Source organism: Serratia sp. G204Y (genome assembly GCF_051172435.1).
GTDB classification, from domain to species: Bacteria; Pseudomonadota; Gammaproteobacteria; order Enterobacterales; family Enterobacteriaceae; genus Serratia; species Serratia sarumanii.
The window spans coordinates 1-22,149 of record NZ_JBPIZA010000002.1 but is presented as its reverse complement, the minus strand read 5'-3'; the positions used below and the strand labels follow the sequence as shown (position 1 = coordinate 22,149).

Annotated in this window: 24 protein-coding genes and 1 other annotated feature; of the genes, 14 read left to right on the top strand and 10 right to left on the bottom strand. The window is 57.2% G+C overall.

Features of this window, described 5'->3' with window-relative positions:
* Positions 1 to 9 precede the first annotated feature (9 nt).
* The 4 genes from yqaB (at position 10) to luxS (ending at position 3,328) form a co-directional block, all read left to right on the top strand.
* Positions 10 to 576 (top strand): fructose-1-phosphate/6-phosphogluconate phosphatase, encoded by a 567-nt coding sequence (yqaB, locus tag ACSBQQ_RS14550; RefSeq protein ID WP_033650025.1) that lies wholly within the window; start codon positions 10 to 12, stop codon positions 574 to 576.
* Entirely contained in the window at positions 573 to 1,001 is a 429-nt protein-coding gene (locus ACSBQQ_RS14545) for a YqaA family protein (RefSeq protein WP_004932520.1), read from the top strand. Before yqaB ends, ACSBQQ_RS14545 begins: the two co-directional genes overlap by 4 nt.
* Before the next feature lie 82 nt (positions 1,002 to 1,083).
* Positions 1,084 to 2,646, top strand: coding sequence for a glutamate--cysteine ligase (gene gshA / locus ACSBQQ_RS14540; protein WP_039568927.1), 1,563 nt, complete (start codon positions 1,084 to 1,086; stop codon positions 2,644 to 2,646).
* Between the two features lie 166 nt (positions 2,647 to 2,812).
* Positions 2,813 to 3,328 carry an S-ribosylhomocysteine lyase gene (gene luxS / locus ACSBQQ_RS14535; protein WP_019455133.1) on the top strand — a complete coding sequence of 172 codons (516 nt, stop codon included), beginning with the start codon at positions 2,813 to 2,815 and terminating at the stop codon, positions 3,326 to 3,328.
* 63 nt (positions 3,329 to 3,391) lie between these two features.
* On the opposite strand, the gene ACSBQQ_RS14530 is transcribed toward luxS, so the two are convergent.
* On the bottom strand, positions 3,392 to 4,681 hold the full coding sequence (locus ACSBQQ_RS14530) for an HlyC/CorC family transporter (RefSeq protein ID WP_033637180.1): 1,290 nt from the start codon (positions 4,679 to 4,681) through the stop codon (positions 3,392 to 3,394).
* Between the two features lie 41 nt (positions 4,682 to 4,722).
* Positions 4,723 to 5,514: a cytochrome C assembly family protein gene (locus ACSBQQ_RS14525; RefSeq protein ID WP_033637181.1), complete on the bottom strand. Its 792-nt coding sequence runs from the start codon at positions 5,512 to 5,514 to the stop codon at positions 4,723 to 4,725.
* Between the two features lie 169 nt (positions 5,515 to 5,683).
* Between ACSBQQ_RS14525 and ffh the strand changes: the two genes are divergently transcribed.
* The 5 genes from ffh (at position 5,684) to rplS (ending at position 9,300) form a co-directional block, all read left to right on the top strand.
* Positions 5,684 to 7,045 carry a signal recognition particle protein gene (ffh, locus tag ACSBQQ_RS14520; RefSeq protein WP_004932504.1) on the top strand — a complete coding sequence of 454 codons (1,362 nt, stop codon included), beginning with the start codon at positions 5,684 to 5,686 and terminating at the stop codon, positions 7,043 to 7,045.
* Positions 7,046 to 7,259: 214 nt separating this feature from the next.
* Positions 7,260 to 7,508, top strand: a complete 249-nt coding sequence (gene rpsP, locus ACSBQQ_RS14515; protein ID WP_004932501.1) for a 30S ribosomal protein S16 — start codon at positions 7,260 to 7,262, stop codon at positions 7,506 to 7,508.
* A gap of 18 nt (positions 7,509 to 7,526) precedes the next feature.
* Positions 7,527 to 8,075 carry a ribosome maturation factor RimM gene (rimM, locus tag ACSBQQ_RS14510; protein ID WP_049196875.1) on the top strand — a complete coding sequence of 183 codons (549 nt, stop codon included), beginning with the start codon at positions 7,527 to 7,529 and terminating at the stop codon, positions 8,073 to 8,075.
* Between the two features lie 52 nt (positions 8,076 to 8,127).
* On the top strand, positions 8,128 to 8,895 hold the full coding sequence (trmD, locus tag ACSBQQ_RS14505; protein ID WP_004932485.1) for a tRNA (guanosine(37)-N1)-methyltransferase TrmD: 768 nt from the start codon (positions 8,128 to 8,130) through the stop codon (positions 8,893 to 8,895).
* A gap of 48 nt (positions 8,896 to 8,943) precedes the next feature.
* Positions 8,944 to 9,300, top strand: a complete 357-nt coding sequence (rplS, locus tag ACSBQQ_RS14500; protein WP_025301638.1) for a 50S ribosomal protein L19 — start codon at positions 8,944 to 8,946, stop codon at positions 9,298 to 9,300.
* Positions 9,301 to 9,443: 143 nt separating this feature from the next.
* On the opposite strand, the gene ACSBQQ_RS14495 is transcribed toward rplS, so the two are convergent.
* From ACSBQQ_RS14495 to ACSBQQ_RS14480, 4 genes are all read right to left on the bottom strand, one after another.
* Complete coding sequence (locus tag ACSBQQ_RS14495; protein ID WP_033637183.1) at positions 9,444 to 9,671, bottom strand: ogr/Delta-like zinc finger family protein; 228 nt, start codon at positions 9,669 to 9,671, stop codon at positions 9,444 to 9,446.
* 63 nt (positions 9,672 to 9,734) lie between these two features.
* On the bottom strand, positions 9,735 to 10,250 hold the full coding sequence (locus ACSBQQ_RS14490; RefSeq protein WP_039568943.1) for a lysozyme: 516 nt from the start codon (positions 10,248 to 10,250) through the stop codon (positions 9,735 to 9,737).
* Positions 10,234 to 10,455, bottom strand: coding sequence for an HP1 family phage holin (locus ACSBQQ_RS14485; protein WP_025301641.1), 222 nt, complete (start codon positions 10,453 to 10,455; stop codon positions 10,234 to 10,236). Before ACSBQQ_RS14485 ends, ACSBQQ_RS14490 begins: the two co-directional genes overlap by 17 nt.
* 249 nt (positions 10,456 to 10,704) lie before the next feature.
* Positions 10,705 to 11,469 carry a DUF481 domain-containing protein gene (locus ACSBQQ_RS14480; protein WP_004932469.1) on the bottom strand — a complete coding sequence of 255 codons (765 nt, stop codon included), beginning with the start codon at positions 11,467 to 11,469 and terminating at the stop codon, positions 10,705 to 10,707.
* Between the two features lie 507 nt (positions 11,470 to 11,976).
* On the opposite strand from ACSBQQ_RS14480, the gene ACSBQQ_RS14475 reads away from it, so the two are divergent.
* Entirely contained in the window at positions 11,977 to 13,053 is a 1,077-nt protein-coding gene (locus tag ACSBQQ_RS14475; RefSeq protein ID WP_016929016.1) for a 3-deoxy-7-phosphoheptulonate synthase, read from the top strand.
* A gap of 3 nt (positions 13,054 to 13,056) precedes the next feature.
* On the top strand, positions 13,057 to 14,178 hold the full coding sequence (gene tyrA / locus ACSBQQ_RS14470) for a bifunctional chorismate mutase/prephenate dehydrogenase (protein ID WP_033637185.1): 1,122 nt from the start codon (positions 13,057 to 13,059) through the stop codon (positions 14,176 to 14,178).
* 58 nt (positions 14,179 to 14,236) lie between these two features.
* Here tyrA and pheA read toward each other — a convergent pair whose 3' ends face one another.
* From pheA to bamD, 4 genes are all read right to left on the bottom strand, one after another.
* Positions 14,237 to 15,394: a bifunctional chorismate mutase/prephenate dehydratase gene (pheA, locus tag ACSBQQ_RS14465; RefSeq protein WP_049196868.1), complete on the bottom strand. Its 1,158-nt coding sequence runs from the start codon at positions 15,392 to 15,394 to the stop codon at positions 14,237 to 14,239.
* Positions 15,395 to 15,436: 42 nt separating this feature from the next.
* Positions 15,437 to 15,563, bottom strand: a sequence feature (Phe leader region).
* Complete coding sequence (locus ACSBQQ_RS14460) at positions 15,515 to 15,562, bottom strand: hypothetical protein (protein ID WP_101428074.1); 48 nt, start codon at positions 15,560 to 15,562, stop codon at positions 15,515 to 15,517. Its footprint overlaps the feature before it by 48 nt.
* Positions 15,564 to 15,685: 122 nt before the next feature.
* Complete coding sequence (gene raiA, locus ACSBQQ_RS14455) at positions 15,686 to 16,027, bottom strand: ribosome-associated translation inhibitor RaiA (RefSeq protein ID WP_004932457.1); 342 nt, start codon at positions 16,025 to 16,027, stop codon at positions 15,686 to 15,688.
* A 312-nt stretch (positions 16,028 to 16,339) separates the two neighbouring features.
* Positions 16,340 to 17,071: an outer membrane protein assembly factor BamD gene (bamD, locus tag ACSBQQ_RS14450; RefSeq protein WP_004932456.1), complete on the bottom strand. Its 732-nt coding sequence runs from the start codon at positions 17,069 to 17,071 to the stop codon at positions 16,340 to 16,342.
* Between the two features lie 131 nt (positions 17,072 to 17,202).
* On the opposite strand from bamD, the gene rluD reads away from it, so the two are divergent.
* The 3 genes from rluD (at position 17,203) to clpB (ending at position 21,615) form a co-directional block, all read left to right on the top strand.
* On the top strand, positions 17,203 to 18,180 hold the full coding sequence (rluD, locus tag ACSBQQ_RS14445; RefSeq protein ID WP_004932452.1) for a 23S rRNA pseudouridine(1911/1915/1917) synthase RluD: 978 nt from the start codon (positions 17,203 to 17,205) through the stop codon (positions 18,178 to 18,180).
* On the top strand, positions 18,180 to 18,911 hold the full coding sequence (gene yfiH, locus ACSBQQ_RS14440; protein ID WP_039568951.1) for a purine nucleoside phosphorylase YfiH: 732 nt from the start codon (positions 18,180 to 18,182) through the stop codon (positions 18,909 to 18,911). Before rluD ends, yfiH begins: the two co-directional genes overlap by 1 nt.
* 130 nt (positions 18,912 to 19,041) lie before the next feature.
* The gene (clpB, locus tag ACSBQQ_RS14435) at positions 19,042 to 21,615 is read left to right on the top strand and encodes an ATP-dependent chaperone ClpB (RefSeq protein WP_025301647.1); all 2,574 of its coding nucleotides are present in this window, start codon (positions 19,042 to 19,044) and stop codon (positions 21,613 to 21,615) included.
* The last annotated feature ends 534 nt before the right edge of the window (positions 21,616 to 22,149 follow it).

The following is a 22,149-nucleotide window of genomic DNA, read 5'->3' as shown; positions in this document are numbered from 1 at the left end:
GGAGTAACGATGTACGACCGCTATCAGGGTCTTATTTTCGACATGGACGGCACGATTCTGGACACCGAGCCAACGCACCGTAAAGCGTGGCGTGAAGTGCTGTCCCGTTATGGCATGACGTTTGATGAAGCGGCCATGGTGGCGCTGAGCGGTTCGCCGACCTGGCGCATCGCGCAGGCGATTATCGCCAGCCATCAGGCCGATCTCGATCCTCATCACCTGGCCGCGGAGAAAACCCGCGCGGTGGAAGCGATGCTGCTGGACAGCGTGCGTCCATTGCCGCTGATCGAGGTGGTGAAGTCCTATCATGGCCGCCGTCCGATGGCGGTCGGCACCGGCAGCGAGCACCGCATGGCGGAAATGCTGCTGCGTCATCTCGGCCTGTTCAACTGCTTCGACGCGATCGTCGGTGCGGACGACGTGCAGCGCCACAAACCGGAGCCGGACACCTTCCTGCGCTGCGCCGAACTGATCGGCGTGCGGCCGGAAAAATGCGTGGTGTTTGAAGACGCTGATTTCGGCATTCAGGCGGCGAAAAGCGCCGGTATGGCGGTGGTAGACGTCCGTACGCTGTGAGTAGTACGCTAGCCGTAATATCGTTATTTGGCAGTAGCTTCCTCAGTGCGACGCTGCTGCCGGGAAATTCAGAAATCGTTCTGGTCGCCTTGCTGACCCAGAGTCGCGTCTCGCCGGAGTTGCTGGTGCTGGCCGCGACCCTGGGCAACACGCTGGGTGGCTTGACCAATGTCATTATCGGGCGCCTGTTACCGGCGTTGAAACCACAGCGGGGGCTGGCAACGGCGCTCGGGTGGCTGCAACGCTTCGGCCCGGCTGCGCTGTTGCTCAGCTGGGTGCCGGTGGTGGGCGATTTGTTGTGCGTGTTGGCAGGTTGGCTGCGCATGCCCTGGGGCTCTGTCGCGCTGTTTCTGTGTATCGGAAAGGCGCTGCGTTACATCGTTTTGGCTATGATAACGGTACAGGGCATCGCCTGGTGGCAGTAACCAAGTGAATATAACTCAATATTCTCTCGGGTGCGGATTCAGTATGCTTACGAGTTATTGTTTTTAGAAGCGGGAGGTCAATTTGATCCCGGACGTATCACAGGCGCTTTCTTGGTTGGAAGCCCATCCCCAGGCATTAAAAGGCATTCGTCGCGGCATCGAGCGTGAAACGCTGCGGGTCACGCCGAACGGCACCTTGGCGACCACCGGGCATCCGGAAAAGCTGGGCGCGGCATTGACGCACCACTGGATCACCACGGATTTCGCCGAAGCGCTGTTAGAGTTCATTACGCCGGTTGATGACAATATCGATCACCTGCTGACGTTCCTGCGCGATATTCATCGCTACGTGGCGCGCAATATCGGCGATGAGCGCATGTGGCCGCTCAGCATGCCGTGCTTTATCGAAGCTGAGCAGGATATCGAGCTGGCGCAGTTCGGCTCGTCGAACATCGGCCGCATGAAGACGCTGTACCGCGAAGGGTTGAAGAATCGCTACGGCGCGCTGATGCAGACCATTTCCGGCGTGCACTACAACTTCTCGCTGCCGCTGGAGTTTTGGCAGGCCTGGGCCGGCGTGCAGGACGCAGAAAGCGGTAAAGAGCAGATCTCGGCGGGCTATTTCCGCCTGATCCGCAACTATTATCGTTTCGGCTGGGTGATCCCGTATCTGTTCGGGGCATCGCCGGCCATTTGTTCTTCGTTCCTCAAGGGGCGCGAGACCAATCTGCCGTTCGAGCGCACCGAGCAGGGGATGTGCTACCTGCCGTACGCCACTTCGCTGCGCCTGAGCGACCTGGGTTATACCAACAAGTCGCAAAGCAATCTGGGCATCACCTTTAACGATCTGCACAGCTATGTGGCCGGTCTGAAACGGGCGATCGCGACGCCTTCCGAAGAGTTCGCCAAGCTGGGCGTGAAAGAGGGTGACCGTTACCTGCAGCTGAACAGCAACGTGCTGCAAATCGAGAACGAGCTGTATGCGCCGATCCGGCCGAAGCGCGTGACCCAAAGCGGCGAGACGCCGTCTGACGCGCTGCTGCGCGGTGGTATCGAATACATCGAAGTGCGTTCGCTGGACATCAACCCGTTCTCGCCGATCGGCGTGGATGCGGTGCAGGCGCGTTTCCTGGATCTGTTCCTGGTGTGGTGCGCGCTGGCCGATGCGCCGGAGATGAGCAGCGATGAACTGCTGTGCACGCGCAAGAACTGGAACCGGGTGATCCTGGAGGGCCGCAAGCCGGGCCAGACCATCGGCATCGGCTGTGGCGCCAGCCATGAACCGCTCGAAAAAGTGGGCAAGGCGTTGTTCGCCGATCTGCGTCGGGTAGCGGAAGTGTTGGACGGCGAAGCCGGCGATCGCCAATACCAGCAGGTGTGCGATGAGCTGGTCGCCGCGTTCGACGACCCTGAGCTGACCTTCTCCGCGCGCATCCTGAAAGCGATGCAAGCGGAAGGCACCGGGCGCGTCGGCCTGCAATTGGCGGAGCAATATCGCAAGATGCTGCTGGAAGAGCCGTTGGAAATCCTGAACGAGGCCGAGCTGGATAAAGAGCGGGAAGCCTCGTGGCAACGCCAACGCGACATAGAAGCCAATGATACGCTAAGCTTTGAAGCGTTCCTGAAGCAAAACGGCGGAAGCTGAAAAAGAAAAAGGCCACATCAATGTGGCCAAATATGCATCTCTGATGACAGGGATGATGATAACAAATGCGCGTCTTTCAGATACTGAGACTCGCAGGGTTGGAAAAGGTTTCCCGGTTAGGAAAAAAAGTTTCGAAATAAATGCTCTTTTACGAGGAGGTAGCGAAATGCCATTGCTGGATAGCTTTACCGTCGATCATACCCGTATGGCAGCCCCGGCTGTCCGCGTTGCGAAAACCATGAAGACGCCTCACGGCGATACCATCACGGTGTTTGATCTGCGCTTTTGCCGCCCGAACCTGGAAGTGATGCCCGAGCGCGGCATTCACACGCTGGAGCACCTGTTCGCCGGCTTTATGCGTGACCACCTGAACGGCCAGGGCGTGGAGATTATCGACATCTCCCCGATGGGCTGTCGTACCGGTTTCTACATGAGCCTGATCGGCGTGCCGGAAGAGCAGCGCGTAGCCGATGCGTGGAAAGCGGCGATGGCCGACGTGCTGAAAGTGACCGACCAGCGCAAAATCCCTGAGCTGAACGAATACCAGTGCGGCACTTACCATATGCACTCGCTGGAAGAAGCGCAGGAGATCGCCAAGCACATCCTGGATAACGACGTGGTGGTGAACCACAACGACGAGCTGGCGCTGCCGAAAGAGAAGCTGCAGGAACTGCATATCTAGCCGCGAGTTCCCGCAGAGAAAAAAAGACGCGATTTCGCGTCTTTTTTACGTTCTGGCCAGCGGTCAGTGATGGCCGACGCTGGACTGCAGCGAGGTGATCGGCGTGACCCGCACCTGTTTTATCATGTTGCCCTGCACGTCGAGAATGTCGATATCATAATGGCCGATACGCAACCGGGTGCCGATTTCGGGGATCTCTTCCAGCTCTTCGAGCAGCATGCCGTTGACGGTGCGCGCCTCGTTGGCCGGCAAGGTCCAGTTGAAGGCCTTGTTCAGCTCGCGCACGTTGGCGGTGCCGTCGATCAAGACCGAGCCGTCGCTCTGCGGCGTGACCTCTTCCGCCAGCGTTGGTGACATCGAGGTGGTGAAGTCGCCGACGATCTCCTCGAGGATATCCTCCACCGTGACCAGGCCCTGAATGTCGCCGTACTCATCGACCACGATGCCGACCTTCTCTTTGTTGCGCTGGAACTTCACCAGCTGCACGTTGAGCGGCGTGCCTTCCGGCACGAAGTAAATCTCGTCGGCGGCGCGCAGCAGGTTCTCTTTGTTGAACTCTTTTTTCTCGGTCATCAGGCGGTAGGCTTCGCGCACGCGCAGCATGCCGATGGCGTCGTCCAGCGAACTGCGGTACAGCACGATGCGGCCGTGCGGCGAGTGGGTCAACTGGCGCATGATCGACTTCCAGTCGTCGTTGACGTCGATGCCGACGATCTCGGTGCGCGGCACCATGATGTCGTTAACCGTCACCTTTTCCAGATCCAGCACCGAGATCAGCATGTCCTGATTGCGCCGGGAGATTTGCGACTGGGATTCGCGCACGATGGTGCGCAGCTCATCCTTGCTGACGGCATCGCTGATGCGCACGTTGGTGCGAATGCCGAACAGGCGCAGCGTCATACTGGTAATGCCGTTGAGCAGCCAGACCAGCGGGAACATCACTTTTTGCAGCGGCGCCAGCAGAAAGCTGCTGGGGAAGGCGATGCGTTCCGGGTAGAGCGCGGCGAAGGTTTTCGGCAGCACTTCGGCGAACAGCAGCACGGCGAAGGTCAGTATGCCGGTGGCGATCGCCACGCCGAGGTCGCCATACAGCCGCATGCCGACGATGGTCGCCAGCGCCGAGGCGAGGATGTTGACCAGGTTGTTGCCGATCAGTACCAGGCCGATCAGCCGATCCGGTTTTTGCAGCAGCTTCTCCACACGGCGCGCCGAGCGATTGCCCTGTTTGGACAGGTGACGCAGGCGATAACGGTTGAGCGTCATCATGCCGGTTTCGGAGGCGGAGAAGTAAGCGGAGACCACGATCATGATCACCAGGATAATGATGAGGGTCCCCGTCGACACATGCTCCAATGCAGTATTCCTTATAGAGAGGGAAAGTTGAGGCGGCCGGCTTAGCGCACCATCACCTGCTGAATCAGACGGCTGCCGAAGTAGGCGAGCGTCAGCAGGAAGGCGCCGGCGAAGCTGAACCAGACGACGCGGCGGCCGCGCCAGCCTTCATGGTAATGGCCCCACAACAGCACGATATACACGAACCAGGCCATGATCGACAGCACCGCTTTATGCACGTTTTCTTTGCTGAACAGGTTATCCATGTACAGCAGGCCGGTGCACAGAGTGAGCGTCAGCAGCACCACGCCGATCTGGGTGATATGGAACATCTTGCGCTCGATGCTCATCAGCGGCGGCATGTCGGCGCTAAAGGTCAACTTCTTGTTTTTCAGAAGGTAGTCGAGCCAGGCAAGCTGCAAGGCGTAGAGCGCGGCGATGATCAGGGTGGCGTAAGAGAACAGCGCCAGGCCGATATGCACCATCAATTCCGGGCTGGACTCCAGGTGAGTGATGAACTCGCCGGGCATGAAGCTGGCGAAGGCCAGATTGATCATCGCGAAGCTGTAGACGATCGGCAGCAGGAACCAGCCGCGGTCGCGCGAGGCGACGAAGGTCATGACCGAACAGATGATCAGGCTGACGATCGAGCCAATGTTCAGCAGGCTGAGATTCTGCCCGGCGCTGACGTCGAAGATGCGCTGCTGCAGCGCGATGGCGTGGCAAATCAGCGCCACCACCGCCGAGACGAGGGCAAGCCGACGGTATGCGCTGTTCTTCCGCAACAAGCTGGGAATGATCAGTCCAAGGCTGAGCAGGTAGGCCATCAAAGCCACAATGGAGAAAACTGGCATAGCGTTTAATTTTGCTTCGGCGTGGTTAATTGGAGTGTCAGTATAACGTTGCGCGCGTTTCACTCCAACCTATCTCCAACGCTGAGGCAGAGATCCGGCGCGCTTCGTGTTATCATCGGCGCAATTGTGTCGCCGGAGCGGCCTGTCATCACACGTTGAGCATGAGACGATGTTTGAAAATTTAACCGATCGATTGTCGCGCACGTTGCGCAATATCAGCGGCCGCGGGCGGCTGACCGAAGAGAATATCAAGGAAACCCTGCGTGAAGTGCGTATGGCGTTGCTGGAAGCGGACGTCGCGCTGCCGGTGGTGCGCGACTTCATCAACCGCGTCAAAGAGAGCGCGGTCGGCCATGAAGTCAACAAGAGCCTGACGCCGGGGCAGGAGTTCGTCAAGATCGTCAAGGGCGAGCTGATCGCCGCGATGGGCGAAGTCAACACCGAGCTGAATCTGGCGGCCCAGCCGCCGGCGGTGGTGCTGATGGCGGGCCTGCAGGGCGCCGGTAAAACCACCAGCGTCGGTAAGCTCGGCAAGTTCCTGAAAGAAAAACAGAAGAAGAAAGTGTTGGTGGTTTCCGCGGACGTTTATCGCCCGGCGGCGATCAAACAGCTGGAAACGCTGGCGGAAGGCGTCGGCATCGACTTCTTCCCGTCTGATGTCAAAGAAAAACCGATCGACATCGTCAATCGCGCGCTGCAACAGGCCAAGCTGAAATTCTACGACGTACTGATCGTCGATACCGCCGGCCGTTTGCACGTTGACGAAGCGATGATGGACGAGATCAAACAGGTGCACGCGGCGATCAAGCCGGTGGAAACCCTGTTCGTGGTCGACGCCATGACCGGCCAGGACGCCGCCAATACCGCCAAGGCGTTTAACGAAGCGCTGCCGCTGACCGGCGTGGTGCTGACCAAGGTCGACGGCGACGCGCGCGGCGGCGCCGCGCTGTCCATCCGTCATATCACCGGCAAGCCGATCAAGTTCCTCGGCGTGGGTGAAAAGACCGAAGCGCTGGAGCCGTTCTACCCGGATCGCGTGGCATCGCGCATCCTGGGCATGGGCGACGTGCTGTCGCTAATCGAAGATATCGAAAGCAAGGTCGACCGCGAGCAGGCGGAGAAGCTGGCCAACAAGCTGAAGAAGGGCGACGGTTTCGATCTGACCGATTTCCTGGAGCAGCTCAAGCAGATGCGCAATATGGGCGGCATGGCCAACATGCTGAGCAAGCTGCCGGGCGCTGGCCAGCTGCCGGACAACGTCAAGTCGCAGATGGACGATAAAGTGCTGGTGCGCATGGAGGCGATCATCAACTCGATGACGCTGAAAGAGCGCGCCAAACCGGAAATCATCAAGGGCTCGCGCAAGCGCCGCATCGCGATGGGGGCCGGCATGCAGGTGCAGGACGTCAACCGCTTGCTGAAGCAGTTCGACGAAATGCAGCGTATGATGAAGAAGATGAAGAAAGGCGGCATGGCGAAGATGATGCGCGGCATGAAAGGTATGATGCCGCCGGGCTTCCCAGGCCGCTGATAGGCCTCCGCACGCCGAGTGCGGGCGCTTTCAGCATTCGCCGTTCGCGGTGAAAACCGCCCGAAATTTGACAGGCTGCAAAAGTTGTCCCCTGCGATCGACGCTTTAGATTGCTTTTTGCGCCAAAATGAGTAAAATTTTCGGGCTTTTTATATTGCAACCGGGCCCCGTCCCTCAATGGGGCCCGGCTGTTTTATTAACTAAAGAGGATGTTATGGTAACAATTCGTTTGGCACGTGGCGGCGCTAAAAAGCGTCCGTTCTATCAAGTAGTAGTGACCGACAGCCGCAACGCTCGTGATGGTCGTTTCATCGAGCGCGTAGGCTTCTTCAACCCGATCGCTTCCGGTCAGGCTGAAGCACTGCGTCTGGACCTGGACCGCATCGAGCACTGGGTCGGTCTGGGTGCAACCGTTTCTGATCGCGTTCACGCGCTGATCAAAGACGCTAAGAAAGCAGCTTAATCTGTCGCGGTGGTGGCAATGAGCAAGCAACTCAAACCGGTAGCGCCTAAGCAGCCGATTGTACTCGGTAAAATGGGGTCCGCTTACGGCATTCGTGGTTGGCTCAGAGTGTTTTCATCCACCGAGAACGCCGAAAGCATTTTTGACTATCAGCCGTGGTTTATCCAGCAGGCGGGTCAGTGGCAGCATATCGAGTTGGAAGACTGGAAGCGCCACAGTCAGGATCTGATCATCAAGGTCAAAGGCATTGACGATCGGGACGCGGCGAATCTGCTGACTAATCGCGAGATTATGGTGGATTCCGATCAACTTCCTCCGCTGGAGGGTGATGATTACTACTGGAAAGACCTGATGGGCTGCCAGGTAGTCACCACCGCCGGCTACGAGCTGGGTAAAGTCATCGATATGATGGAAACCGGCTCGAACGATGTGATGGTTGTGAAAGCGAACCTGAAAGATGCGTTCGGCATGAAGGAGCGGTTGATTCCGTTTCTTCATGGGCAGGTTATCAAGAAAGTCGATCTCACTGCACGCGTGATTGAGGCAGATTGGGATCCTGGTTTTTGACCCCCGGATCAAACGGTCGAAGCAAGTGGAATAACGGTAAGGGGATTGGCTTGTGTTCATCGGTATTGTAAGCCTGTTTCCTGAGATGTTCCGCGCTATCACCGATTACGGGGTGACTGGCCGGGCAGTAAAAAATGGCCTGCTGAGCGTGCAGTGTTGGAGTCCTCGCGACTTCACCTACGACCGGCATCGCACCGTGGACGATCGCCCTTACGGCGGCGGCCCGGGAATGCTGATGATGGTGCAACCTTTACGGGAAGCCATTCATGCGGCGAAAGCAGCGGCAGGCGAGGGAGCAAAGGTGATTTATCTGTCACCTCAGGGGCGCAAGCTGGATCAAACCGGCGTGTGCGAACTGGCGGCCAATCAGAAGATGATTCTGGTGTGCGGCCGCTACGAAGGGATAGACGAGCGCGTAATCCAAACCGAAATTGACGAAGAATGGTCAATCGGCGATTACGTTCTCAGCGGCGGGGAACTGCCGGCGATGACCCTGATTGATTCAGTCGCCCGTTTCATACCGGGTGTGCTGGGCCATCAGGCCTCAGCGGAGGAAGACTCCTTCGCCGACGGATTGCTGGACTGCCCGCACTATACCCGCCCAGAGGTGTTGGAAGGGATGGAAGTACCGCCGGTTCTGCTGTCGGGCAACCATGCCGAGATACGTCGCTGGCGCTTAAAGCAGTCGCTGGGCCGAACCTGGCTTAGAAGACCTGAACTTCTAGAAAGCCTAGCTCTGACTGACGAGCAAGCGGTGTTGCTGGCTGAGTTCCAACGGGAACATCAGGCCAGGCAACAGGACTATGAAGGAAACGTCTGACATCAGACGGGACCGATATATCAGTTTACCTAGGGTAAGAGACATATTATGAGCAACATTATTAAGCAACTTGAACAAGAGCAGATGAAACAAGACGTACCTGCATTCCGTCCGGGTGATTCCGTGGAAGTGAAGGTATGGGTCGTTGAAGGTAGCAAAAAACGTCTGCAGGCATTCGAGGGCGTGGTTATCGCTATCCGTAACCGCGGTCTGCACTCTGCATTCACTGTTCGTAAGATTTCCAACGGCGAAGGTGTTGAGCGCGTATTCCAGACTCACTCCCCAGTAATCGACAGCATTGCTGTGAAACGTCGTGGTGCCGTTCGTAAAGCTAAACTGTACTACCTGCGTGAGCGTACTGGTAAGGCTGCTCGTATCAAAGAGCGTCTGAACCGCGTTGGCTAACGCTGCATCCAAAAGTTAATAGTTATCAGGGGTTGGCATTATGCCAACCCCTTTTTTTATCTGGAAAATCTATCATCTCGCATTTGCGAGACTTGGCCGCCTGGCAGCGACATTAAAAAGCCTGCATCAGCAGGCTTTTTGCATTACAGCGCGGCGGCGCTTTGTTTATGCTGACTCTCCGGCGGGTGCGGCTGCGCCGGGACAATGTCATCGCCAGGTTTGACGATCACCCGCGCGACGGACTCGTGCGTGGCGAACGTGCAGCTGCAATTGATGTTGCGGCATTGATGGTAACGCTCTTTGGTCGACTCGCTCAGATAGCGGCTGGAGCGAGTGTGGGCCACGTGACCGCATAATGGACAGTGCATCATAAGAACCCCCTTGAACAAATTAAGTGAAATTGTTGTGGCATCACCCTTCGGCGAGCGAACTCGTCATGATGAGGCAATACCCTGCAAGCACAGTGCGCGTTCCGTGGCGCGTCGCTGTTCCAGCCCTTTGTTTTTCTTTCCGTTTACGTAAATCCAGCGAGGCAACTGATCGCAGGCCTGCCGCCACTGGCGCTGTTGCAGCAGCGCGACCAGCGTAGAGTGGCAGGCTGCGCTGATGCCCACGTTGAAGGCGAAGGCGATCACCGCATCATAGGTTTGTTGCGAGAGCGTATGCGGCAGGCAAGCGGCCATGCCGCGTTCGGTGCGGCGAACATCGTCGACCAAACCCACCGCGGCTTGCCGTTCATCGATCGTCTTGCCTGGGATGACGTCGGCAGTATGCCCAATGCCCTGCGTCCACACCCCGGCGCTGCACTGGTAAGGCGACAGGCGGCAACCTTCGAGATCGGCGATCAGCCTGAGACCGGCTTCTGAGGTTTGCAGCTCGCCAAATGACGGTAACAGCACCGCGATGGCCAAAACGGCGGCGACGCTGCAGCGCTTAACGATTGCACTCATCGTAAATTTTCCTCCGTGATGCCGCATTGCGCTCAATGGCCTTCAAGATCTGCAGGCTTTTACGTCGGTAGTACCAGTTCACCAGAAACGTGCCGATGCCTACCGCCGCACCGACTAAAAAGGCAATGTCCTGCGGAGAGAGCTTGCCGAGCCAGGCGAGAAACAGCGCCATGGCGTAGGTGATGAATGAGGTGATTTTCTCCATAACTTATGCTCGCTTTGTTTACAGCATCTCGGGAACTATGGTGGCCATCGATGCGTTACTGGTCGCTCACTATCGAAATCCATCATGCCCCGAGGCTGTACAATAATTACTGTATATGCATACAGTATTAAGCTATTTGCTAAAGTCGTCAATGGGTGGGATGAATATTTTTAGCAGATTGTGCAAAAGAGGGCGGCAGGCATAAAAAAGCCCATCGATGATGGGCTTCGAGAGATTCTGGAAGGGAGATTACAGGCCGTAGACCAGCGTGACCGAGGTGGTGGTGTCGGTGTTTTTCGGTGCCGAGGCCGGCGGTTTGCTGTTGTAGGTCACGGTGTAGGCTACGCGCAGTGAGAAGCGATCGTTGATCGCCACGTTCAACGCGCTTTCCGAGTTCAGCGTGGTTTCCTCGTTCGCCAGCGCGGAAACGCCCTGAATGAACTTGGTGTTGTCGGTCAGCTGATAGGAATAGTTGGCCGCACCGTAGGCCAGCCCTTTGGTCGAGCGGCCGCCGCCGTGGTATTCGTCATGGCGCACGCCGGGACCGAATTCTACCCGCAGGTCGCTGAGCGGCCCGTTGAGGAGTTGACGGCCGTAGCCGCCCGTCAGCGTGGAGCGTGAATCGTAACCGTTGAAACGGTCGCTCAGCCAGCTGGCTTGGCCGAACAGGTAGTTGCGGTCGGTCAGGTTATAGCGCGTACGGCCACCGGCCTGGTATTTTTCGGAGGAGCGTACGTTGGAGGAGGTGGTGTTGTTGGCCGCCCCCCACAGGCTGTACGCCGCGTCGCTGTTGAACCAGGTCATGTTGGTGTTGGCCAGCAGGGTGGAACTCTGCGAGTTGCCTGACTGGGCGTTGTAGCCCGCCTGCACGTTGCCTTCAAACGGTTTCTTGGCGGTGGCCGGATCGTCCATCGCGGTGAAAAGCGTATTGTCGGCGAGAGCTGAAACACTGGTGAAAGTCGTTAAGCAGCAAATATACAGCGGAAAAGCGCGACGAGCGCGAGAAGAGAGCATTTTGGATCCAGTTGTTAAGGGTGGTTATTGTTGATGACGGTCACATTATATCGGTTCATTTCGGCGACAAAAATAGCCGCCATTAGCTTAAGTTTTTAATTTTTATTCCTTATTTATTCGCTTTTCTTCTACTGAAATTCATCGCTTTCAGCAGCGCTTCGTGCTGAGTCTGGCGGATGCCTGTCTCAGCCCATTCGTTGGCGCTGAGGTGGGGGGCGCGTCTTCCTTGTAAAATCAAATGTACATTTATGTTTACGATTCCCGTCTATTGCCAGGCAAGCGGGTAGAGAGGCGCTGGCAATCTTTTTGTTTGTATATGTTATTGAAATTATTGAGTTTATTTTATTTATTGAAGTGCCTTTCCCAATGGTTTTTCTTAGGGGTAATTACGGTAATTTTTTATTTACGGAAATTGGATTGAAAACTTTACATTGCGTGATAAGGTAGAGCCCTGAAACGCTCAAGGTTCCACTTCAACGCATAACGCCAAACGACAGGAATAGCATCATGCAAAAAGACGCGCTCAATAACGTACACATCAGTGCAGAACAGGTTCTCATCACACCGGAGGAGCTGAAGAACCAGTTCCCGCTTAGCGCCGACGACGAAAATGAAATCGCCACCGCGCGCAACACCATCGCCAACATTTTGCAGGGGCGCGATCATCGCCTGTTGGTAGTGTGCGGGCCTTGTTCGATCCACGATCCGGATGCGGCGCTGGACTATGCCCGTCGTTTGAAAACCCTGGCGGCTGACTTGAGCGATCAGCTGTATATCGTTATGCGCGTCTATTTTGAAAAACCCAGAACCACTGTCGGCTGGAAAGGTTTGATCAACGATCCGTACATGGACGGTTCGTTTGACGTTGAAGCAGGCTTGCATATCGCGCGTCGCCTGTTGCTGGATCTGGTGGGCATGGGCTTGCCGTTGGCTACCGAAGCGTTGGATCCGAACAGCCCGCAGTACCTGGGGGACTTGTTCAGCTGGTCGGCGATCGGTGCGCGCACCACCGAATCGCAGACCCACCGCGAAATGGCTTCCGGCCTGTCGATGCCGGTCGGCTTCAAAAACGGCACCGACGGCAGTCTGGGCACCGCCATCAACGCCATGCGCGCCGCCGCCATGCCGCACCGTTTTGTCGGCATCAACCAGGCGGGCCAGGTTTGCCTGCTGCAGACCCAGGGCAACCCGGACGGGCATGTGATCCTGCGCGGCGGTAAAACCCCGAACTACAGCGCCGAGCACGTTGCGGCCTGTGAAAAACAGATGCTCGAGGCGGGACTCCATCCGTCCTTGATGATAGATTGCAGCCATGGCAACTCGAATAAAGACTATCGCCGTCAGCCGGCGGTGGCCGAGTCCGTGGTGGAGCAGATTAAGGCGGGCAACCGTTCGATCACCGGCATCATGCTGGAGAGCCATCTGCATGAGGGCAACCAGTCTTCCGAGCAGCCGCGTGCAGACATGCGTTACGGTGTGTCCGTCACCGACGCCTGCATCAACTGGGAAAGCACGGAAACGCTGCTGCGTCATATGCATCAGGAACTCGGCGCTGCGCTGACGGCACGCACGGGAGAAAAGTAAGTTATGGTGGCAGAACTGACCGCGTTGCGCGATCAAATTGACGAGGTGGACAAAGCGCTGCTGGATCTGCTGGCGAAACGCCTGCATCTGGTAGCGGAAGTCGGCGAGGTGAAAAGCCGCCACGGTTTACCGGTTTATGTGCCGGAGCGCGAAGCGGCGATGCTGGCCTCGCGCCGTCAAGAGGCGGAAAACCTCGGGGTGCCGCCGGATTTGATCGAGGATGTCTTGCGCCGCGTGATGCGCGAATCGTACGTCAGCGAGAACGATAAAGGCTTTAAAACCCTGTGCCCGCAGCTGCGGCCGATCGTCATCATTGGCGGCAACGGCCAGATGGGCCGGCTGTTCAACCGTCTGCTGACGTTGTCGGGTTATCAGGTCAGGGTATTGGATCAGGAAGATTGGCCGCAGGCGGAACAGCTGTTGGCAGATGCCGGCATGGTGATCGTCAGCGTGCCGATCCATGTGACCGAACAGGTGATAAGCCGCCTGCCGCCGTTGCCCGACGACTGTATTCTGGTGGATTTGGCGTCGGTGAAGAACCGTCCGCTGCATGCGATGCTGGCGGTGCACAGTGGCCCGGTGGTGGGGTTGCACCCGATGTTCGGCCCGGACGTGGGCAGCGTGGCGAAGCAGGTCGTGGTTTACTGCGACGGCCGCCGGCCAGAGGCTTACCAGTGGTTGCTTGAACAGCTGCAGGTGTGGGGGGCGCGGCTGCACCGCATCAGTGCGGTCGAACACGATCAGAACATGGCGTTTATTCAGGCGCTGCGGCACTTTGCCACCTTCGCCTACGGGTTGCATCTGGCGGAAGAGAACGTGCAACTGGAGCAGTTGCTGGCGCTCTCTTCGCCGATCTACCGGCTGGAGCTGGCGATGGTTGGCCGCCTGTTTGCGCAGGATCCGCAGCTGTACGCCGACATTATCATGTCGTCGGAGGAAAACGTGGCGTTGATCAAACGCTACTACCAGCGCTTCGGCGAGGCGATCAAGCTGTTGGAGCACGGCGACAAACAGGCGTTTATCGATAGCTTCCGCAAGGTGGAGCACTGGTTTGGCGATTACGCCCAGCGCTTCCTGGTGGAAAGCCGCACGCTGTTGCGGCAGGCTAACGACAGCCGGCAGTAAAATACCGGCGGTAAATAAAAATGAAGGGTTCGGCTTGGCCGAACCTTTTTTTATCGCGTCAGGATGGGTTGACCGGCACCACGGTGTCGCTCGGATAACAGCCCAGCACCTTCAGCGAGCGGGTGATGGGCGCCAGATCGCGCAGCGCTTTTTGCATTGCGTCGCCACGCAGGTTGGCCTGTACATCAATATAAAACATCTCTTCCCACGGATTGCCGTTGATCGGGCGTGACTCCAGTTTGGTCATGATGATGCCGTTGTCGCGCAATACCAGCAGCGCTTCGACCAGCGCGCCGGATTGCTGGCCGGTCGCCATGATCAGCGTGGTTTTGGCCGGCACCTGTTCGGAGACGTCGATCGCTTTACGCGCCAGGACGATAAAGCGGGTAATGTTCTGTTGTTGATTGGCGAGGTTGTGTTCCAGCACTTGCAGCCCGTACAGCGCGCCGCCGGCCTCGCTGCCCAGCGCCGCCACCTTCGGCGAATTCAACTTGGCGACTTTCTCCATTGCGGCGGCCGTGCTTTCAGTGTATTCGATTTTCCAGTGCGGGAATCGATTCAGGAACTGGCTGCACTGCTGGAACGGCTGCGGGTGGCTGTAGACGGTTTCAATCTGGCTCAAATCGCTGTCGCCGGCCACCAGAACACAGTGGTTGATCGGGTTGGTCAGTTCGCCGACGATCGACAGACTGGTGTGTTGCAGCAGGTCGTACACCTCATTAATCGAGCCGGAGCTGGTGTTCTCGATCGGCAGAATGGCGTAGTCCGCCTGGCCGGTTTCCACCTGGGCGAAGATATCCTGAAACTTCTGGCAGCCACATTCGATCAACCGATCGAAATGGCGGGCGGCGTATTGGCGCGCCGCCAGATGTGAATAAGAGCCTTTCGGGCCGAGAAAGGCGATGCGGGCGGAGTGTTGGCTGACGGGATTGAGCTGGTGCTGCAGTAGCGCCTGCTGGGTCAGGACGGAGTCTTCAATGATCAGTTGGAACAGGCGGGTGACGTAGAAACCGTCCAGGTCGTAAGGCTTGGCGGCGGCGATCAGCGCATCCAGCAGATCGCGCTCGCGCTCTTTGTCGCGGATCGGACGGTGAGAGTGCAGTTTGGTCTTGCCGACTTCGATCGCCAGTTCACGGCGTTCCGCCAGCAGGGCCAACAGTTTCAAATCCAGTGCGCTGATGCGCTCGCGCAGCACCAATAACGGGTTGTCAGTCATAATCAGCTTCCGCCTTCAGTTCTTATTCGTTGTATAACAGCCATAAAAAAAGCCTCCTGTTTCCAGGAGGCCTTGTTGTTCGTCTTCGCATTCTTTCTCACACGACGAAACGCCTCCCAGTCAGGGGAAGGTAAAAAAGAATGCGAAGAAAAACGGTGTGCGTGGCATGGTCTACCTAAGGTTAATGCGAACAGGTTTTAAAGTAACCGCTGGCTTTTACCCCGTCAACAAAAATACCCGACAAAAAACGCGCCCTCGGGCGCGTTTGATGCGGCAACCGCAGTCGGACGGTTATTCCTGTTCCTGCGTCACTTCCGGCACGATGTCTTTCACGCTGGCATTGCAGCGGCGCGCTTCGCCTTTGTGCTGCACCTTGTTCAGCTGGCGCTCCAGCTTGGCGATCAGCTCGTTAACGGCGGTATACATGTCATCATGTTTGGCGCTGGCGACCAGCGGGCCGTTCGGCGTGGTAATGGTAGCGTCGGCGACAAACCCCTGCGGTTCTTTGGATAAGACGATATGCGGGTTTATCAGCTGGGTCTGCCATTTTTCCAGTTTGGTGAGACGGTCTTCGACGTGATTGCGGATTGCGGGAGTGATATCCATTTGTTTGCTGGTAATGTTCAATGTCATATAACTTACCTCTCTGTCTTTCCGTCTTGGTGAACCCAGCATACCCCGCTTTTTGTTTAAATGCGTGATGTAAATCACGATTTTTTGTCACTTTTTGCAAAGTTAGTTCAATCTGTGATTCAGCATTTGAATTGGTTATCTAATGCTTGAGAGTTGCCGCCGGATGGCGCATTATCGATGAGTTGACCGGTGAGGAGCGCTAGCTAACACCGTGTTTTTACTTGTGTATTCTTCCAGTGAAAACCAGGTCCACGCCAATGAAAACGGCAGCCGAGGCTGCCGTTTTGTTTTTTTGCCGTTGCCGACGCGCGCTTATTGCGGGTTGGCGGCGATCACTTTGGCCACTTTGTCAGCCTGGCCGTTCAGCTGCAGTTGCTTGTAGGCATTTTCCATCAGCGGCAACACGTCGTGCGTCGCTTTGGTATCCGGGAATTCACGCAACATCTGCTCGGCGCGATTAACGACCGCGACGTAAGCACCGCGTTTAGTGTAGTATTCCGCCACCGAAAGCTCATACTTGGCCAAGCGGTCTTTCAGATACACCAAACGCTTGTTGGCGTCGGTCGCGTATTGGCTGTTCGGGTATTGCTGAATCAGCTGGCTGAAGTCGCGGAACGCAGCGCGAGCGTGCTGAGGATCGCGGTCCGAACGGTCAACCCCGAAGAAGCCCTGCAGCGCGCTGTCATCGAGCGCCATGTCGGTCAGACCGCGCATGTACATCACGTAATCGATGTTCGGGTGCGTCGGGTTCAGGCGCATGAAGCGATCGATGGATGCCTGCGCCATCGGCAAGTCGGCGGCCTTATAGTAGGCGTAAATCAAATCCAGCTGGACCTGCTGGGAATACGGCCCGAAAGGATAGCGGTTATCTAACGCTTCGAGTTGCGTAATCGCGCCCTTGAAGTTACCGTCCTGCAGCTTTTGCTGCGCGGTGGCATAGATTTCCGAAGGTGGGTTGTCGGGAACCGCATCCTTGGATGTGGAGCAACCTGCCAGCGCCAGGCTCAACGTGGCTGCCGCCACCAGATATTTCATACGCGTCATGACGTTTTGATTATCCTCAGGGTGTTATTCCGGGAGACTGTCCGTTAAGCTCCCGACAAAGACCAGGTACAATAGCACATTATATTAAACGGCATCGCCGTGAAAACCCAACGTTAACGAAGAAGCTGCATATGGCACAACAAGTACAACTCACCGCAACGGTGGCCGAATCTCAACTCGGACAACGTTTAGATCAGGCTTTGGCCGAATTGTTCCCTGATTATTCACGATCTCGCATAAAAGAGTGGATCCTGGGCGATCGGGTGAAGGTCAATGGCAAAACGTCAAACAAACCGAAAGAGAAGGTGCTGGGCGGAGAGACGGTCGCCATCGATGCACAGATAGAAGAAGAGGCGCGTTGGGAGCCGCAGGATATCGCGTTGGATATCGTCTATGAAGACAGCGACATCCTGGTGATCAACAAGCCGCGCGATTTGGTGGTGCACCCTGGCGCCGGTAACCCGGACGGCACGGTGCTCAATGCGCTGCTGCATCACTACCCGGAAATCGCCGACGTGCCGCGCGCCGGCATCGTGCACCGTCTGGATAAAGACACCACCGGCCTGATGGTGGTGGCGAAAACCGTGCCGGCGCAAACCCGGCTGGTGGAAGCGCTGCAGGCGCGTGAAATCACCCGTGAATACGAAGCGGTGGCGATTGGCACCATGACCGCCGGCGGCACGGTAGAAGAGCCCATAGCGCGCCATTCCACCAAGCGTACCCACATGGCGGTGCACCCGATGGGTAAACCGGCGGTGACGCACTACCGCATCATGGAACACTTCCGCGCGCACACCCGTCTGCGTCTGCGCCTGGAAACCGGCCGTACTCACCAGATCCGCGTGCACATGGCTTACATCAGCCATCCGCTGGTGGGCGATCCGCTGTACGGCGGCCGTCCACGTCCGCCGAAGGGGGCTTCGGAAGCCTTCATCAACACGCTGCGCGGTTTTGACCGCCAGGCGCTGCACGCCACCATGCTGCGTTTGTACCATCCGATCAGCGGCATCCAGATGGAGTGGCATGCGCCGCTGCCGCAGGACATGGTCGATCTGATTAACGCGCTGAAGGCGGATACCGAAGAATTCAAAGATCAGATGGACTGGTAATGAACTCGCTCATTCTGCCCGACTGGCCGTTGCCTCCCGGCGTTAAGGCCTGCAGCACCACGCGCGGCGGCGGCGTCAGCCTGCCGCCTTATGACTCGCTGAACCTCGGCGCCCACGTCGGTGACGAGGAGCAAGCGGTGAAGCGCAATCGGGAACGGTTGGTTACCGTCGCCGGCTTGCCGCAGATGCCGGTGTGGCTCGAGCAGATACATGGCACCCGTGTGGTGACGTTGGCGGGGCAAGCGCCCGCCGATCTGCGGGCGGATGCGGTTTACAGCAACGTGCGGGGGCAGGTGTGTGCCGTGATGACGGCGGATTGTCTGCCGGTGCTGTTCTGTTCGCAGCACGGCGATGAAGTGGCCGCCGCTCACGCCGGCTGGCGTGGGTTATGCCATGGCGTGCTGGAGCAAACCGTGGCGGCGTTCAGCGCCGCGCCGAGCCAGATCAGCGCCTGGCTGGGGCCGGCGATCGGCCCGCAGCAGTTTGAGGTCGGGCCGGAGGTGCGCGCTGCCTTTATCGCGGAAGACGCCGAAGCCGCGGCGGCGTTTACGCCGCACGGCGATAAGTTTTTGGCTAATATCTACTTGCTGGCCCGCCAACGTTTGTTGCGGGCAGGCGTGCAGGCCATCTACGGCGGCGACCGCTGCACGGTTAACGAAAAGAGTCATTTTTTCTCCTATCGACGCGATGGAATAACCGGACGTATGGCAAGTTTAATCTGGCTGATATAACCTATTGAATTAGGACGATCCAACGACGCATGGCGTTGTACCGAAAATTTAGCGTCGAGATAACCTTGAAAATTTGAGGGATGACCTCATTTAATCTCCAGTAGCAATTTCGACCCATCTTGGAGGTGTTATGCGTCTGGATCGTCTTACCAACAAATTCCAGCTTGCCCTCGCCGATGCCCAGTCACTAGCCCTTGGGCACGACAACCAGTTTATTGAACCGCTACATCTGATGAGCGCCCTGCTCAATCAGGAAGGGGGCACGGTTCGTCCACTATTAACTTCCGCAGGTATCGATGCCGGGCGCGTGCGCACCGAGATCGAACAGGCGCTGTCCCGTTTGCCGCAGGTAGAAGGTACCGGTGGCGACGTTCAACCGTCCCACGAGTTGGTGCGCGTCCTGAACCTGTGCGACAAGCTGGCACAGAAGCGTGCGGACAAATTCATTTCTTCCGAGCTGTTTGTGCTGGCGGTGCTGGAAGACCGCGGCTCGTTGACCGACTTGTTGAAAGCGGCCGGCGCAACGGCCGACAAAATCAGCAAAGCCATTGAACAAATGAGAGGCGGTGACAGCGTGGAAGATCAAGGCGCCGAAGACCAACGGCAAGCATTGAAGAAATACACGATCGATCTGACCGAACGCGCCGAGCAGGGCAAACTTGACCCGGTGATCGGCCGTGACGAAGAGATCCGCCGCACCATTCAGGTGCTGCAACGCCGTACCAAAAACAACCCGGTGCTGATCGGCGAACCTGGCGTGGGTAAAACCGCCATCGTCGAAGGCCTGGCGCAGCGCATCATCAACGGCGAAGTGCCGGAAGGGCTGAAGCACAAGCGCGTATTGTCCCTCGATATGGGCGCCTTGATCGCCGGCGCCAAATACCGCGGCGAGTTTGAAGAGCGTCTGAAAGGCGTGCTCAACGATCTGGCCAAGCAGGAAGGCAGCGTTATCCTGTTTATCGACGAACTGCACACCATGGTCGGCGCCGGTAAGGCGGATGGTGCGATGGATGCGGGCAACATGCTCAAGCCGGCGCTGGCGCGCGGCGAACTGCACTGCGTCGGTGCCACAACGCTGGATGAGTACCGCCAATATATAGAGAAAGACGCGGCGCTCGAACGCCGTTTCCAGAAAGTGTATGTGGCGGAGCCGAGCGTGGAAGACACCATCGCTATCCTGCGCGGCCTGAAAGAGCGTTACGAATTGCACCACCACGTGCAGATCACCGACCCGGCCATCGTGGCGGCGGCGACGCTTTCTCACCGTTATATCGCCGATCGTCAATTGCCGGACAAGGCTATCGACCTGATCGACGAAGCGGCATCCAGTATTCGCATGCAGATGGATTCCAAGCCGGAGTCGCTCGACAGGCTTGAACGCCGCATCATTCAGTTGAAGCTGGAACAGCAGGCGCTGAATAAAGAGTCTGACGACGCCAGCAAGAAACGCCTGGACATGCTCAGCGATGAGCTGGGGCAGAAAGAGCGCGAATATTCGGAGCTGGAAGAAGAGTGGAAAGCGGAAAAAGCCTCGCTCTCCGGCACTCAGAACATCAAGGCTGAACTCGAGCAGGCCAAAATCACCCTGGAGCAGGCGCGCCGCGTCGGCGATCTGGGGCGGATGTCGGAACTGCAATACGGCAAAATCCCTGAGCTGGAGAAACAGCTCGCCGCCGCCACGCAGGCCGAAGGCAAGAGCATGAAGCTGCTGCGCAATCGGGTGACCGATGCGGAGATTGCCGAGGTGCTGGCGCGTGCCACAGGCATCCCGGTGGCCAGAATGCTGGAGGGTGAACGCGACAAACTGCTGCGCCTGGAGCAAGAGCTGCATTCGCGGGTGATCGGCCAGGACGAAGCGGTCAGTGCGGTCTCTAATGCTATCCGCCGCAGCCGCGCCGGGTTGTCCGATCCTAACCGGCCGATCGGTTCGTTCCTGTTCCTCGGCCCGACCGGGGTGGGGAAAACCGAGCTCTGCAAGGCGCTTGCTTCGTTCCTGTTCGACAGCGACGACGCCATGGTGCGTATCGACATGTCCGAGTTTATGGAGAAACACTCCGTTTCGCGTCTGGTCGGCGCGCCTCCGGGCTATGTGGGTTATGAAGAGGGCGGCTATCTGACGGAAGCCGTGCGCCGCCGGCCTTACTCGGTGATTCTGCTGGATGAAGTCGAGAAAGCGCACCCGGACGTATTCAACATTCTGCTGCAGGTGTTGGATGACGGCCGACTGACCGATGGCCAGGGCCGTACCGTCGATTTCCGCAATACCGTGGTGATCATGACTTCTAATCTGGGCTCCGATCTGATCCAGGAGCACTTCGGTCAGATGAACTACGCGCAGATGAAAGAGTCGGTGATGGAGATGGTGAGTCACCACTTCCGTCCTGAGTTCATCAACCGTATCGACGAAGTGGTGGTGTTCCATCCGCTGGGCGAGAAACACATTGCTGCAATCGCCAAAATTCAGCTGTCGCGTTTGTACAAACGTTTGGAAGAACGCGGTTACGAAGTGACCATGACCGAACCGGCCCTGGCTTTGTTGAGCAAAACCGGTTACGACCCTGTGTATGGCGCGCGTCCGTTGAAACGTGCGATTCAGCAGGAGATCGAGAACCCGCTGGCGCAGCAAATCCTGTCCGGCAAGCTGATTCCCGGCAAGCTGGTGACGTTGGATGTCGAAAACGACCATATCGTTGCACGCCAATAACGGCAACTAAGCGTCATGAAGATGAAAGGGAGCGGGTGACCGCTCCCTTTTCTTTATCTTCATTTGTCTCTATTTACAGGGTTTGCCGCTATTGCTGCGCTAAAACCGGTGTTTCTTGACTAATAAACATCCTAAAAAGGCATTTTGGGCGATTATTTGAGCGCTTGAAAAGTTTTTTGCATTTAGGGGTTGCGGCCTGCCGAGAACTCCCTATAATGCGCCTCCACTGACCGGGAACAACGACTGACAAGCCGCCGGGTCAGCGAGAGGATAGCGAAATAAACGCTTGACTCTCCGGGCGAAAAGCGTAATATACGCAGCCCGCGCCGATGAGTTTCTCGGCACTGCTCTTTAACAATTTATCAGACAATCTGTGTGGGCACTCCACAAGACGATATCCAGCATCTTCGGATGCAAAAAAATATCAAGTCTTGAAGAGTGACTAACTGAAGTAAAATTCATGCAGTAAATCTTTGAGCATCGCTTCTCGAGTGGAAGCACATCAAGCTTTTAATTGAAGAGTTTGATCATGGC

Excerpts from the sequence above, each read along its gene's own strand:
- rluD (WP_004932452.1), top strand. The coding sequence starts at position 17,203 with ATGGCACAACAAGTACAACTCACCGCAACGGTGGCCGAATCTCAACTC.
- ffh (WP_004932504.1), top strand. The coding sequence starts at position 5,684 with ATGTTTGAAAATTTAACCGATCGATTGTCGCGCACGTTGCGCAATATC.
- yqaB (WP_033650025.1), top strand. The coding sequence starts at position 10 with ATGTACGACCGCTATCAGGGTCTTATTTTCGACATGGACGGCACGATT.
- ACSBQQ_RS14490 (WP_039568943.1), bottom strand. The coding sequence starts at position 10,250 with ATGAGTGCAATCGTTAAGCGCTGCAGCGTCGCCGCCGTTTTGGCCATC.
- rplS (WP_025301638.1), top strand. The coding sequence starts at position 8,944 with ATGAGCAACATTATTAAGCAACTTGAACAAGAGCAGATGAAACAAGAC.
- rimM (WP_049196875.1), top strand. The coding sequence starts at position 7,527 with ATGAGCAAGCAACTCAAACCGGTAGCGCCTAAGCAGCCGATTGTACTC.
- clpB (WP_025301647.1), top strand. The coding sequence starts at position 19,042 with ATGCGTCTGGATCGTCTTACCAACAAATTCCAGCTTGCCCTCGCCGAT.
- bamD (WP_004932456.1), bottom strand. The coding sequence starts at position 17,071 with ATGACGCGTATGAAATATCTGGTGGCGGCAGCCACGTTGAGCCTGGCG.
- ACSBQQ_RS14495 (WP_033637183.1), bottom strand. The coding sequence starts at position 9,671 with ATGATGCACTGTCCATTATGCGGTCACGTGGCCCACACTCGCTCCAGC.
- ACSBQQ_RS14525 (WP_033637181.1), bottom strand. The coding sequence starts at position 5,514 with ATGCCAGTTTTCTCCATTGTGGCTTTGATGGCCTACCTGCTCAGCCTT.
- rpsP (WP_004932501.1), top strand. The coding sequence starts at position 7,260 with ATGGTAACAATTCGTTTGGCACGTGGCGGCGCTAAAAAGCGTCCGTTC.
- luxS (WP_019455133.1), top strand. The coding sequence starts at position 2,813 with ATGCCATTGCTGGATAGCTTTACCGTCGATCATACCCGTATGGCAGCC.
- yfiH (WP_039568951.1), top strand. The coding sequence starts at position 18,180 with ATGAACTCGCTCATTCTGCCCGACTGGCCGTTGCCTCCCGGCGTTAAG.
- ACSBQQ_RS14480 (WP_004932469.1), bottom strand. The coding sequence starts at position 11,469 with ATGCTCTCTTCTCGCGCTCGTCGCGCTTTTCCGCTGTATATTTGCTGC.
- ACSBQQ_RS14475 (WP_016929016.1), top strand. The coding sequence starts at position 11,977 with ATGCAAAAAGACGCGCTCAATAACGTACACATCAGTGCAGAACAGGTT.
- tyrA (WP_033637185.1), top strand. The coding sequence starts at position 13,057 with ATGGTGGCAGAACTGACCGCGTTGCGCGATCAAATTGACGAGGTGGAC.
- raiA (WP_004932457.1), bottom strand. The coding sequence starts at position 16,027 with ATGACATTGAACATTACCAGCAAACAAATGGATATCACTCCCGCAATC.
- pheA (WP_049196868.1), bottom strand. The coding sequence starts at position 15,394 with ATGACTGACAACCCGTTATTGGTGCTGCGCGAGCGCATCAGCGCACTG.
- ACSBQQ_RS14485 (WP_025301641.1), bottom strand. The coding sequence starts at position 10,455 with ATGGAGAAAATCACCTCATTCATCACCTACGCCATGGCGCTGTTTCTC.